This is a genomic window from Singulisphaera photorubra, assembly GCF_045290345.1.
Taxonomy (GTDB): domain Bacteria; phylum Planctomycetota; class Planctomycetia; order Isosphaerales; family Isosphaeraceae; genus Singulisphaera.
This window is the reverse complement of record NZ_CP155447.1, coordinates 566,161-580,467: the sequence shown is the minus strand read 5'-3', so window position 1 is coordinate 580,467 and position 14,307 is coordinate 566,161. Positions and strand designations below refer to the sequence as shown.

7 protein-coding genes are annotated in these 14,307 nt (G+C 61.3%); 5 read left to right on the top strand and 2 right to left on the bottom strand.

From position 1 onward, the window contains the following. Positions 1-547 precede the first annotated feature (547 nt). A complete protein-coding gene (locus V5E97_RS02120; protein ID WP_406697635.1) occupies positions 548-1,540 on the top strand; it encodes a DUF1559 family PulG-like putative transporter in 993 nt (330 codons plus the stop codon). Between the two features lie 543 nt (positions 1,541-2,083). On the opposite strand, the gene V5E97_RS02115 is transcribed toward V5E97_RS02120, so the two are convergent. Beyond that, positions 2,084-2,539, bottom strand: coding sequence for a hypothetical protein (locus V5E97_RS02115; protein WP_406697634.1), 456 nt, complete (start codon positions 2,537-2,539; stop codon positions 2,084-2,086). 191 nt (positions 2,540-2,730) lie between these two features. Here V5E97_RS02115 and V5E97_RS02110 point away from each other — a divergent pair, with 191 nt between their 5' ends. The 4 genes from V5E97_RS02110 to V5E97_RS02095 all read left to right on the top strand — a co-directional run bounded on the left by V5E97_RS02110 (position 2,731) and on the right by V5E97_RS02095 (position 10,849). Further along, positions 2,731-3,843 (top strand): DUF1559 family PulG-like putative transporter, encoded by a 1,113-nt coding sequence (locus V5E97_RS02110; protein ID WP_406697632.1) that lies wholly within the window; start codon positions 2,731-2,733, stop codon positions 3,841-3,843. 101 nt (positions 3,844-3,944) lie between these two features. Then, positions 3,945-5,330, top strand: a complete 1,386-nt coding sequence (locus V5E97_RS02105; RefSeq protein WP_406697631.1) for a sulfatase family protein — start codon at positions 3,945-3,947, stop codon at positions 5,328-5,330. 883 nt (positions 5,331-6,213) lie between these two features. Further along, the gene (locus V5E97_RS02100; protein WP_406697630.1) at positions 6,214-10,647 is read left to right on the top strand and encodes an SIR2 family protein; all 4,434 of its coding nucleotides are present in this window, start codon (positions 6,214-6,216) and stop codon (positions 10,645-10,647) included. Positions 10,648-10,699: 52 nt separating this feature from the next. Then, positions 10,700-10,849 (top strand): hypothetical protein, encoded by a 150-nt coding sequence (locus V5E97_RS02095; protein WP_406697629.1) that lies wholly within the window; start codon positions 10,700-10,702, stop codon positions 10,847-10,849. A gap of 145 nt (positions 10,850-10,994) precedes the next feature. Here the strand turns inward: V5E97_RS02095 and V5E97_RS02090 are convergent, their stop codons facing one another. Continuing rightward, complete coding sequence (locus V5E97_RS02090; RefSeq protein WP_406697628.1) at positions 10,995-13,925, bottom strand: FAD-binding and (Fe-S)-binding domain-containing protein; 2,931 nt, start codon at positions 13,923-13,925, stop codon at positions 10,995-10,997. Positions 13,926-14,307 lie beyond the last annotated feature (382 nt).

The window sequence follows — 14,307 nt, the reverse complement described above, 5'->3', positions numbered from 1 at the left end:
ACCTGGTCCTTCTTTGTATTGAATCATGTGCAAATTATTGGTGCCACGGATTGTACTCAACCCGTGAGCCAAAAACCCGGGCAATCGTTCACGGGTTGAGTACAACCCGTGGCACCCGACGGCGATTGCAGCACCTCGGTCACCTATCAGAAAATCAAAGAAAACCGAGACCAACGGCTTAGCCCTGGATCGGGTCGTTGTTTTTGAATCGGTCCCGGCTGCGCGGATTGCCTCGCAAGTGAGGGATGTCCCCGTTGGTGTCTCCGACGCCATGGGGTCGCAGTCGGCGGTCGCCGTGTAGAAATACTCACTTCGCAATCGCTGACAGGCCAAACTTCGCGAACTCTTCACGAAAATCACCAGCCAACCTCGCAGGTCTCCTGGATAATCCCCGGGCGATTCAGAGACTCCTCGGATGGGTCACACGATGCCACCCTGGGCCGGGCGTCCCTTTGCGACATTCGAGGGACGACCGAACCGGCCTTCGGCTCGCCACTATCCAACGAATCCACGTGCCCTCCCCAGGATGAGACTCGAGGAAGGTTCTATGGCCCTATCAGACCGCAATCATCGCCGGCGCCCCGGCTTCACGTTGATCGAACTGCTCGTTGTCATCTCGATCATCGCAGTCTTGATCGCTTTGCTCCTGCCCGCGGTTCAGGCCGCTCGCGAAGCCGCTCGTCGGATCCAGTGCATCAACAATATGAAGCAGATGGGGCTCGCCCTGCACAATTTCGAGTCCGCCAATGGGTGCTTCACACCGGCGGCCATTGATGGCGCATTCCCGAAGCTCGGGATTAACGTTGACGAATCGGGCAAGCCACTCGCCAAGTTGACGCAACACGGCTGGGTCATTCTCCTGCTCCCCTTCGCGGAGCAGACGGTTCTCTACAACGCATACAACCTCAAGGCCGACTTCCGTGAAACGGCCAACTCGACTGTGATCGCCTCCCAACTGAGCATGATGATGTGCCCCTCGTCGCCGAATCCGAACCGGTTCGACACGAACAATTCCGGCGGCTTCAAGGGCTGGCGTGCCGCCGCCGGTGACTATGGCCCGAACAATAGCGTGGTGAATGTCGCGATCAACGCCGGTTTTGTGAAGCCCGGCGTCTATGCGGGCGTCATGCAGGCCAATGTCGTTCGGACGATCGCCGAGATCACTGACGGGACTTCGAACACCCTTGTGATCTCCGAGGTCTCGGGTCGACCGGACATCTGGAGGCGGGGGAATCGGACCGTCTCGGCGACCCCGATCGGGAGCACGGACCGCGTTTACGTCTCTGGCGCCGGCTGGGCCAACCGCGAGAGCGCGTTCGGCCTGCACGGTTTCCCGGCGGACGGAAATGGCGAGCCTCCCGGCCCTTGCCACACGAATTGCGTCAACCGCAACGAAGTGTTCTCGTTTCACCCAGGGGGGGCGAATCACGTCTTCGCAGACGGCTCGGTTCACTTCGTGAAGGAGACAGCTGGTATCCAGGTCATGGCCAACCTGATCTCCCGGGCGGGCGGTGAGATTCTCTCGGCCGACTCCTACTGAAGCATGCGGATGGCTCGAATCATCATAAGTGTGCCCGGACTCACCCGGCTCAAGGAGTCGGAAGTCTCCGTGAGCGGTCCGTGATCACGAAACGACCGGAGGCGTTTCGCAGAGCCGGACTGTCCGCCCTAATTTCGGGACCTCTCGTCGACCACTGGTGCCATGGCTTGTAGGCTCCACATTGGCAGCGTGATAATAGCGACGGCACGATACATGATTGAAAGTCATGTTGCTACTCGTTCCCACGGTCCCCCGTGGGAATGAAGTCTTGGACGCTCTGCGTCCTCGGCTTTCGAGGGCCAGACGACGCAGAGCGTCGGGGACGGCATTCCCACGGGGGACCGCGGGAACGAGGGGAATTTCTCGCTCTATGGTTGGTGGTTGTTAAGTATGATTTAAAATCAATGTAGTGTATGTGCGTTAAGAAAACATGTGGGGTTATGGGGAGTTCAGTTTTTCGTGCGAAAAGCCGCATCCGGGCCTGGCCGAGGATTTTGCCCGCTGGCGGCAGGACCAGACTGAGATCCGCTGCGCAACGGCGAGCTATCGCCTTGTTGACTTGGGGACGCTCTTTTCGCTTTGCAACGTGAAGTCGAATCGATTGTCGCCGCCTTCCTTGACCTCCGCCTTCAACTCGGACTTGAGGTTGTAGCGGTCCGGGATGGACTCACGTGTCTCTTCAATAAAGGTACCCGGCTCAACGTCGCTCGGGAACTTCTTGCCGGTCGGTTTCTTCGACCAGACGTTGATCCGTTGCGGCCCGGGCGATGGGCCGTTGGCGCGTTCCACCGTGTAACGCCCATTCTCGATGATCGCCGCGGCAACGGGTTCGCCACCCCCCGCCGGAACAAACGTGATTTCCCCCTGACTGATCGGCTGGCCATCCAGTGTGACTTCCCCCGAAACCGGCTCGCGGTTGATTCCGTCTGATGCCCCGCCACAACCCGCCATCGCGAAAACAACGGTCACTGCCAATGTTCTAGCAAATGTAATTCGCATGGTTGGTCCTGATTGACTTGAGATTTGGTTCCACCTTCTCACGCCTCGGCGCTCACACAGACGACGAATTTTGACTAATCCGATCGGCATATGGAGTAGCAATATTGACGATATCGATCGAGCTGGTCAAGATCGGCATCCTGCGGGAGCGGGATTGCCGTGCCTTGAGTTCATCGATTGAGGAGTAGGATATGTTGCGACGAATGCAACGTGGCTTTACGTTGATCGAGCTACTTGTGGTGATCGCGATCATTGCGGTCCTGATCGCGTTGCTGCTGCCCGCCGTGCAAGCGGCACGTGAGGCGGCCCGCCGTGCTCAGTGCACCAACAATTTGAAGCAGATCGGCCTGGCTCTCCACAACTATCACAGCAGTCACAACACTTTCCCGCCGGGTGGGCTGCTCGCCCGGCGATCGACAGACTTGGCGCTGCTAGTTCAGGGGAGCCCCAGTGCTCAACTTCGGCTGATGGGGTATTCGGAACAGACCGCTTTGTTCAATGCGTTCAATCTGGACCTCATGGCGGCCAACGACCCCGCCTACGGCAATGGGGCGAACTCGACGGTCGTCACCACTCGCAGCCAGATGTTTCTCTGCCCGTCCGATACACCGCCGAATTACAACCATGCAGGGCATAATCTGGCGGGCTACCGCGCGACCGGCACGAACTACTTTGCCTCAGTGGGAGCGAGCCTTGAGTGGGATGGGAATCAGGTCGGCGGACCGCCCAATGGTTTGTTTCAGCACGTGAATAGCAGCGGGCGATGCATCGGCATCAGCGATATCACCGACGGATCGAGCAACACGATTGCCTTTGGCGAGTGGAAGGTGGGGACCGGGGTTATCGGGACCGTGACGCCATCGTCCGACATCGTCTGGCTCTCGTCGTTGCCCAACGGCACCGCGCGGAATAATGGCACCCTCACCATGCCTCACCCAACGTTCGTTCAAAACTTTCCGGAATGGCTGTCTCGCTGCTCGGCCATGTTGCGGAGTGGAGCTCCGGCCAGTCGCTACGGCCTGAGCGTCTATCTCGGGCAGACATGGTCATTGGCGTTCCATGGTTATACGATGGGGTCGACCTTGCAGGCCCCGAACGCGAAGTGCCCTCACTGCACCTCCGCTCCCTCGGGAACCATTATCGCCCCAGCGATGTTCGGGATGGCGAGCAACCATCCCGGTGGTGCGAACATTTTGCTCGGCGATGGTGCGGTGCGTTATCTCAAGGACAGTACGAATGCGCCGGTGGTCTGGGGGCTGGGGTCGCGAAACGGGGGCGAAATCATTTCTGCCGATAGCTTCTGATTCTGCTCCCGGCAAGGTTCGACTCGGCCCGTCCGGGAAATTTGACCGCGCCCGATTGCCCGCGCAATGCGACTGTCCCTCACGATTGGAGAAGCGCCCTGATGACGCGACGTTTCCTACTCGGCCTCGCTTTCCTCAGCCTGGCCGCCACCGCTCATGCCGCCGAGAAGCGGCCGAACATTCTCTACATCCTGGCTGACGACTGGGGTTGGGGGGACCTTGGCTGCTACGGCAACCCCCGGCTAAAAACGCCGAACCTCGACGCATTGGCGCGCCAGGGCACGCTCTTGACCCAGTACTACCAGTGCGGCTCGGTCTGTTCCCCCAGCCGCACCGCCCAGATCACCGGGCGATATCCCTCGCGGTTTGGGGTCCACGGTCATTTCGCAACGAATGAACAGAATCAGAAGCGGGGCATGCCCAACTGGCTTGATCCCGAGGCGGTGACCCTGGCCAAGCTGCTCAAGACGCAAGGCTACACCACGGCCCATTTCGGCAAGTGGCATCTCGGTGGCGTCGGTGCTCCCCTGCCCGACCGCTACGGCTACGACGTTGCCAAGATCGGTGCCGCCGGGCCGGTTACTGACAGTAGCTTCGGCACAGTCAACTCACGCCCCCGCTCCACTGAGCTGATCGTGGACGAAACCATCAAATTCCTCGAGCAGATCAAAGCTAAGCCGTTCTTTGCTCAGGCCTGGCTGCTCGACACCCACGCGATCTTGAATCCGAGTCCCGAGGCGCTGGCCGCTTACCCGGAACTCCAGGTGCCGGGCATTCCCTTCACCTCGCCGGCTCGGGTCTATGCGGCCGCTGCGACAGCCGCTGATGCCCAGCTCGGCCGCCTGTTCAAGAAGCTGGATGAACTGGGACTCCGCGAGAACACGATCGTGATCTTCACCTCCGACAATGGTCCCGAGGCGATTGAGATTGCCAACGCCTCTCACAGCGGGGTCGGCAGCCCTGGACCATTCCGTGGCCGCAAGCGGAGTCTCTACGAAGGGGGAGTACGGCTCCCGTTCATCGTGAGGGGCCCCGGTGTTCCCGCCGGCGCCGTCAACGATGCGATTGTCGCTGGGGTCGATATCCTCCCCACTCTCGCTGCGATCAGTGGCGCGACGGTCCCAGAAAGTCTGGCCCTTGATGGCGAGGATCGTGCCTCCGTCCTGCGGGGCAAGGCGCCGGAACGCACCAGGCCGCTGCATTGGGAGTGGCGGTTCGGGATCGCCGGCCATCCCTGGAATCGCAGTCCGATCCTTTCGATCCGCGAAGGCCGCTGGAAACTGCTCCTGAATCCCGACGGCAGCCGCGTCGAGCTCTATGACATTCCCAAAGATCCAGGAGAGTCCGACAACGTCGCGGACCAACACCCCGAGCTCGTCTCGTCGCTCTCGGCCCAGGCCCTCGCCTGGCAGAAGACGCTCCCCCCTGGTCCCTTCGATCCGACCGCGGGCCAGAACGCCTATCCCTGGCCCAAAGCCACGCCTTGACGGTCGCTCTCTTTGGGCCTGGTGGGCTGCCCACTTGAATACTCGCCGGGAGAGATTGGCTGGTGGGGCGGACTCATTCGAGCCGCCCCTACCACTTCCTGGCGATCCATGAGACGAGCTACAAACCGATCGGATGGCGATGCATTAATGGGCTTCCAGACTGCACGTGCTTCCGCCGGATAAACCGGTATTGGCATCGTTTTGTTTGACAATTCACTTGATTGTGATTCCAATCGATTGAACCGTTGGTTTGTCGATTAAACGAACCAACCCACGAGTCCGAGCTCAACCTCCTTCCCCAAAAAAACAACGATCCGCGAAAGAGCTGTAGAGCCGAGGATTCTTGCGGTTTCCGCAACGGGTTGTTTGCAGTCGCACGGCCGTACTACGGATTCGACCGGGCCAGAAATCCAGCGAGATTCTCGCCCAGTCGCGGATCGTTGAGAAAAAGCACCATTGATGTACCTTGGGCTGCAGTGGCAGAGGTTAAACAGCAATGATGACAAAACAGGGATCTGATCGGAGTATGCTGTCGGAAAAACAATTTGCCGACATGATTATACGGGAGTCTGAATCAGGGCGTCCGATCGTCCCCTTGCTAGGCGCGGGGATCTCGGTGGATTCGGGCTATCCTCCCACGGGCGAGATCGTCCGATACCTTGCCAAGGCTCGCTATTTCCTCCAACGGGAGCTTTATCGGCTGCCAGTGGACGCCCGGGATCAAAGCGATGACGACCTGAGCTATCCAAAAAACGAATATTTAAATCGATGCGGGTGGCCAGATCCATTTGAGCTCAACGATCGCCTCTGGTCAACTGGCCTAACCCCCCTCGAGTTAAATAAAAGGATCAAGGGGAGATATCGCGAGGAGTGGCAGCACGAGTTGCCGAAAGAATTTCGATACCTGGAGTTGATGCACGGCCTGCTGGAACGCGCCAGCCCTCGCGAACTTGAATACTTCTTTAGGAAATCGTCACACCGTGATGAGATCTCCGACGTCCAGCGAGGGGAGATTCTCGAGTTCCTCCGATCGTCGATCACCCGGCCAAAGTGGCGGCCGTTCCTTCGGTGGGTTACGGACGGGCGGGCCGACCACGTGGATAATCTTTTTCAGATGTTCAACAGGGGCCGTGTCCCAGGGAACAGTCACCGGTTCTTGGCGTTCCTCGCCCGTCTTCAAGGTTGGAAACTGATCCTGACGACGAACTTCGATGACCTGATCGAACGCGCGATGCGGTCTGAAGGGATGGAGCCGACCGTTTTCGACGTCTGGCGGGCGGCTGAATTGCCCAACGAGTTGCTCGTTGGCGGGAGACTCTCGGTGATCAAATTGCACGGCAGTGCCTACGGCCTGCAGGTGGGTGAGACACTCGATGAGCCGCTGTCCGAGCCCGAGAAGCGGAAGCTGCTGGGCTATTTGCCTGAGAATCCGCTGCTACTGGTTCTGGGCTATGGGGGACAGGACCGCCGAATCATGGACTTCATCGCGGCCGTCCTCGAGCGAGGAAAGGCATCGCGCGGACCGCAAGTCGCCTGGGTCCATTTTGAGCCGATGCGCCCGGGCACCGTCGAGGTATTGGCGGAAAAGTACAACTCGCCCGATGATAAAATGGGGAAGGTCGCGACGCCGCTGGTCACAGCGCGGACCTTCGATTCCGGTGCATTTCTGGTTGGGATACATGCCAGGCTGACCTCTAGCCAGCCGACCAGTGCCGAGTCCTACACGTCGCACACGCAACGGCCGCTGGGCCTGGTCGCTTCCTCCATTTTCGATATGAACGGTAGCGCCACGGCCCATGTCGCCCCGTGGGCCGGCTCGCCTCCATCCAGCCCAGTTCACGTCTTCACGGGCGAGTCGTCCGAGGAGGGCCGGCGCGATGACGCGAGCACGCCAGTGGATGCCGCGGCGATCGTGATGTCGGAGTTTCTTTCCAAGCATGCCGGCTCCCATGTGCCAATCTGGCTCGACGCGGGAATGTTTCAGTCGATCGAGGAACTGGTCTCCGAAGTGATGCACCAGTGCCGAAGGCACGACCCATCCCTGCCCTCGGTTGCCTTATCTCTCACGGGATCCATTGGCTCAGATGTTCACAAAGAGAGCCTTCGGCGGGCGGCCGGCCGCATTCATGCGACTTTGAGGCGAGGTTCGTATATCTTGGCCATCGACGAGGTCGGGGCCTTCGGCCGCCCGCCAACGACTCACCACGGCCTCCCTTCGACACTCGCCGCCCACCTTAAAGATAGGATGATCGAGTTCTGCCAATTTCTTACCGTATTGGTGGAGAATGCACCCGACTGCAAGGACTCACACATCTGCCTGGGGATCAACGAGTTGGCCGACCGATTCTCGCTTTCGGATCGGACGGAGATTACTGAACACAGGAAGACCTTCGACGCGATCTCTGGGGCACTCCGCAATTTTCGGGGAGAGTTGGAGCGAATCTCGGGAGATGGTCTCGTCGAGTTCCACCGGGCACCATCGCGGCGCCGGCCACTTGACGCGGTCACACAGGCAGACCTCGACGTTACCGAGAGCCAGCTCAAAGCTCGAGTCGGCGACAAGCGACTGGGCGATCTGATGATGCTGGTCTCGACCTTCCGGCGTCCAAGGAGCTTGGTGGCCCTGCGTCGGCTCGCCATCGATTACTTCTCGCACGACGGGGAAGCCCATGAGGTCGTGCCGACCCCCAGGTTGTACGAAGAGCTCGATACCTGGTTAGGTTGGCTCCAAAGGCGGCAGGAGTTGTTCTGCCTTGGAGGCGAGCTGTATTGGATGGGAACGCACTCTCGCGACCAGATCTATGAGCGAGGCTCGTCGCTGGCCACGGGCAAGCAGTATCTCGACGCAGTCGAGGCGCCGAAGGAGGCTTATCGCTTCCTGGGCCACGCCTACGACCCTCAGCCATTAAACGATCGCAACCAGCTTCGCGAGATTGTCCGCCAACTGGCGAGGCTGGTTTATCAGCACAAGCAGATTGCGCGATACTATTATTCGGATATGTATCTTGCGTCCAAAGATATTGCAGCCTATTCCGAGTACCTCTATCACCGCATTTCTTCCATCCGCTACGAGACTGCTCTCGCGGCCCTTTTGATGCGCCGGCGGCGCGAGTTCACGGATCCAGGGGAGGCTCCAGGACGCTCCGATCCGGTCGCCTGTTTCGAACATCGGAGACTGGGCCCCCGTGGACTTCGCCTTGCACTTCAGGATCGACTCGATGATGTCCGCGCCCTGGAGCGGACGCTGGAACGCGACCGTGACATGTTGCTGAGTCACGTGTCTTCCGACACTCTTCTCGGCTGGATCAAATGGATCGTGCCGAACGATCTGCCTCGCTTCCTGATCGTCTACTACGGAGTTCATGCCGAGCCAGGCTCGGCCGAGTCCCGACTCGAGGAGCAGATCACCGATGAGATCCGGAGGATGGATCTTCTGTTACGTGACCTCCACGGCAAAGTCCTCCGCGAGAAGACAGACTATGAAGGATGTATTGGGGTTAGGATTGCACAGGTGCGAAGTCTGGTTTCCCAACAAGCTTCCTCATCTCACGACTCGGATCCCAGTAACCTCAGAGACGACCTCGGGCCGGGTTTAGCCGAGCGTCTTGTTTCGGAGCTTTTGGACCCGGCTCGGACACTCCTCGGGAACAGGAGCAGTCGGGGCATGCTGCGACTTGGCTTCGAGGCGATGGCAACCTTGCTCGATATTGCTGTATGCCTCCGCGGTCTCGGTCGTCTGGACGAGGCGGGATGGCTGATCGCTCGGCTGCGCGAGGTCGTCGCTACGATTCGGACACAGGCCGACTGCAATCCGGAGCTCGATGATTTCTGCGAGGCGATGGAAGTGAAACTTCACTTTCGTGCGGCTGAGCTTATCCTGACGCCGATAGGTTTATGGGATATTAAGAACGATGATGTATTGGCGCATGATAAACTCAAGGCAAATTGCATTCGCGCATTTGAAGAATGCGACCGGGGGTTGGCGCTCATCCGTGAGACGAACACGGAACCGGGGGACTACTTCGTCTATCGCAGCTATCTCCGCACCTTGCGGGGGCGAGCGCTGAGCTTGAGGGGTCGGTTCGTGGCAGCGTTCCGTGACTTCGACCGGGCTTTGGCCGGACTGGACCCCATCGCCGGATCAGGCCGCGGTGCCATGGCCATCTGCACGCTGTCCAAGGCCGAGTCGCTGATGTTCTACGCCGACTGGAAGATTATCAGCAATTGCACCCGTTCGCTTGGCAAGAACTTCGACTCATCCTGGTTGGCGCCACAAGGCCGGCTATTGCTTGGATTCGACTTCATTGTCGCCGCGCTCGACCCTGGGTTCGCCGCTGACCCCACACAGGTATCCGCTCGGCAGCTTCTCCGGCGGGCGATGACCCCCTGGGCTGATCATCTGACGGTAGATCCGGAGGGTTTCTTGGTCCGCGTGCGGGAGGCCATTCGAGTGATCGGAGCGATTACCCCTACGACGGCGGCAAACCTTGCCCGCGCCGAGGAGGCGCTGGGCACTGACCCCGACCGTCTGGTTAGCGCCTGGCGCCAGATTCCGGAACCTGACCGCAATGCGGTCAAGATCGCGCTCCGACGCTCGTTGGCCTACTGGGACACTGGACGGCTCATGGAGTGTGTTGGCAAGGAGCCGGAGGTGGGAGAAATCGATCGAGCGGCAATCCGCTCCTTGGAGCGGGCCCGCGACTCACTCGCTCAATCCGAAACACTGCTCACCGGCGGTCGGCGCGATACACAATTCTGGTTCCTCCTGCATCGCCTCCGCGCGCAGGCCCACTTTGGGGAATTACTGATGGCGCTGACCATCGGGCCAGCAGCCCCGACCTGCGTCCTGGATCGCCAGCGCTTTCACGCCCGCTTCATCGATCAAGCGTGCAGCGGCTTGCGGGCTCTCCGCGATGCCCGTGACAACCTGTTAGCCCGCCCCAATTGCCCCACTACAACCGACCGCCGTATCGTTGCCCTGAACCGGCTCCAGTTCCAGATCCTTTTGGCCTGCGCCTGCAACGCCTGGATCCGCGTAGCCAAGGCCGAACCCACTGAGCCCCACAAGGAGGGGCCGAACGCGTCTGTCCAACCGTTCTGGGAATGTTTTTGGCGGCGCTGGGATTGGCTCACCGGGATGGCGGGTCTGGAACGCTCCGACCAGATGAAGGGGCATGAGTCGTATCTCCAGATCGTGCGGACGTCGTTCAAAGGGACCGCCGAACATACCCTCGCGACTCGGGCTTTCATGGAGCGACACATCAAGCTGTTTGCCGAGCCACTCGTCTCGGTCCGCGAGCTTCGCAACGGGGCGTGAAACGGGGGCATGTCCGTTCGCGAAGTAGCAACGAGGTCGGAGCAGCCGCCCGATGATGCGACGGTTCCTGCTCGGCCTCGCCTTCCTGAGCCTGGCCGCCCCTGCTCATGCCGCCGAGAAGCAGGCGAACATTCTCTACTTCCTGGCGGACGACTGGGGTGAGGGGGACCTTGGCTGCTACGGCAACCCTTGGAGAGCGTAAGCTTCCTGACTTCCGACGGACGAAGCGCCCCCGGTAACGTGGCGACAGCCTCACCCGTTCAAACCGACCCACCCCACTTCCAGACGCCCGCGGACGCGCTCTAGTGTGTCTAAACATGAAAAGTTGCAGATTTGCTAATTCACCCTCAGGGCTTCTGAGGAATCAGTTGTTCGGCAATTAGCTCGATCGGGTGCAACGGGGTGTGCCCGGCGAGGCCGTGGACCTGACTTCGGCATGAGAAGCCCGGGGCGACCAGTCGCGCCTTGGGGTTGGCTTTCATGGCCGGCAGGATCACGCGATTGGCCAGGGCCACGCTGACGTCATAGTGGCCGTGTTCGTAGCCGAACGAGCCGGCCATACCGCAGCAGCCTGAGTCGAGTTCCTTGACCTCGAGGCCGGGAACTCGGCGGAGTGCGGCCAGGGTTCCGGCCGTGCCCACGAGAGCCTTTTGCTGGCAGTGGCCGTGCAGGAGGACCTGCTCCTCAAGGGGGCGCAGGGGGAGTGTGGGAACCCGGGTCGGGTCGGCGATGAATGCGTCGACGAGGTGAGCGGACTTGGCGACGAGGTCGGCGTCGGGGCCGAGGCGGAAATCGCGGTACTCGTCGACCAGGGTGAGCAAGCAGCTTGGCTCGCAGCCGAGGATCGGCGTCCCTTTGCGGGCGTGGCCGACCAGCCTGCGGACGTTCTCGCGGGCGAGGCTCCGGCCGAGGGGAAGCAGGCCCTTTGAGAGCGCGGGGCGGCCACAGCATGGGAGGCCCGCGAGTTCGACCCGGTAGCCGGCCGCTTCGAGCACCCGTACGGCGGCCTGGCCGATTTCTGGGTTGTTGTAGGTGGTGAAGCAGTCATCCATCAAGAGGACGGAACCCTGTGTCCCTGCGCGGGAGTCGACTTTGTGACGCCGGAACCAGCGGCGCAGGTGGTCCCGCGCGAAGGTCGGCAGGGTCCGTCGCCGATCAATTCCGGCGACCTTCTCGAGTAGCCACTTGAACGTCGGCTGGTTCAGGGTCCAGTTGGCCAGCGGGGCCGTCGCCGAGCCGATCGGGTTGAGGTGGTGGATATGGCCCATCAAGAGCGACCCGATCGGCACGCGCTTGTCTTTGTAGACCTGATGAAGGACTTCCGCCTTGAGCTTGGCCATATCGACATTCGACGGGCATTCGGTCTTGCAGGCCTTGCACTGGAGACAGAGGTCGAGTGCCTCGTGGAGCGCCTCGTTGTTGAATCCGTCGTGGCCCAGTTCCCCGGTCATCGCCATTCGGAGCGAGTTGGCGCGGCCCCTGGTCGTGTGCTTCTCCTCCATTGTGACCATGTAGCTTGGGCACATCGTGCCGGTGCCCGTCTTGCGGCAGGCCCCGACGCCGGAGCACATCTCGACGGCGCGGGCGAACCCTCCCTGGCTCGAGAAGTCGAAAACGGTCGAGTCGGGCTCGTGGGGGTGGTAATCGGGGCTGATGCGGAGGTTGTCACCGGGATCGGGCGCGGCGACGACCTTCCCTGGGTTCATCAGGTTGTCGGGGTCGAAGGCGTGCTTGACGGTCTCGAACGCGCCGTAGACCTCGGGGCCGAATAGCTTCGCGTTCCAGAGGCTGCGGGCCAGGCCGTCGCCGTGCTCGCCACTCATCGCCCCCTCGAATTCGACGACCAGGTCGGACACCTCGCGCGCGATCGTGCGCAACGACTCGACCCCCTCGTGGGTCTTGACGTTGAGGATCGGCCGGATGTGCAGGCAGCCGACGTCGGCGTGGCCGTAGCAGGCGGCCTCGACCCCCTGGCGGTCGACGATCGCCTGGAACCGCTCGTAAAAGGCGGGGAGCCGGGCGGGGGAAACCGCCGTGTCCTCGACGAAGGCTACCGGCTTGGAGTCACCGACGAGCCCCATCAGGAGCGAGAACCCTGCTTTGCGGACCTTCCAGAAGTCATCTTTCTCAGCGCCGCCCAGGCTCTTGCGAACACCCAGGACGTGCGGACGCCCCTCGAACCGGCGGGCCAGGTCGTTCGCCCGGTCGGCCAGTTCCTCCGCGCTGTCCGCATAGAACTGGGCGGCCAGGACCGCGGCCGGCCGTCCTTCGGCGAACTCCATCCGCCCCGCGTAGGCAGGGTGGGTCGCAGCCAGGTCGAGAATCATCCGGTCGAGCATCTCGACGGCTACGGGACCGGTCGCCACGATCTCCTCGAGCCGGTCGAGCGCGGCGGGGATCGTCGCGAACGAGAGGACGACGAGACCGGTCGCCGCGGGGATCGGCACCACCCTGAGCTCGGCGCCTTGGATGACCGCCAGCGTTCCCTCCGACCCGACGATCAAGCGCGCCAGGTTGAACTGCCAGGGGGCATCGTGCCAGCCGGCCGCGCGGACCGGCAAGCCGGGCACGAACTCATCAAGGTTGTAGCCACTGACCCGACGGAGAATCTTGGGGAATTTCGCCTCGATCGCCGCGCGATGGCGGGCGACCGTCTCGCGGACCACGCGGTGGATTCTCCCGACGGCGTCGGGCCGGGCGCAGAGCGCGTCGAGCTCTCCCTCGGGAACCGGTCCCAAGGTCGTCGACGTGCCATCGGCCAGAACGACGTCGACGGAATGAACATGGTCGACGGTCTTGCCGTACCGGAGGGATCGAGCGCCCGCCGAGTTGTTGCCGATCATCCCGCCGATCGTCGCGCGGTCGCTGGTCGACACGTCCGGCCCGAACATCAGGCCGAGCGGCCGGAGGTGGGCGTTGAGCCGGTCGAGCACGACCCCGGGCTCAACACGCACGGTCATCCGGTCACGATCGACCACGCCGACGCGGTTGAGGTACTTGGAGAAGTCGAGCACGATGGCCGGCCCGATCGTCTGCCCCGAGAGACTCGTGGCCGCACCTCGAGGTACGATCGGCACGCCCTCGTCGGCGGCGATCCGCACCGCCACCGCCACGTCGTCCGCCGTGCGTGGCACAACCACGCCCAGGGGCTCGATCTGGTAGAGGCTCGCATCGGTCGAGTACAGGCCGCGGCTCCCCCGATCGAAGCGAACCTCGGCGCGAGTTTCCCGGCTCAGGCGGTCTTGGAGACGCTGCATATTGGTAGTGGTCGTCGTCATCGCAATATCTTATGCCAGAATGGACCTCGAAGGCGATCCCGCCCTCTTCCTTCTTTGATGCTCCCCACTTTGACGCGGTGATTCTCTCCGCGATTCCCCCGGTCCGCCAGAGATGATCCGCCAACCAAAAGAGGGGAAAGTTCGCGTTACTGCTCCTATGTGTGGATTTTTATGGTGAATTTGAGCATCATTCGGCCGTTTTTTCTTCGTTTTAGACTGCCTTGTTTGCCTATGTTTCCAAAAAGAGAAGGCCGATTTGACGCTGTTCGAATTTCGGCCTAACATGCGATCTCATTAGGAGTCGTGGGGCCACCTGTTCAGTCCGCTGTTTGAGAGAAAAGAAAAGAGAAGGGGAAGCGTAACGACTCAGACTTAGTCATCT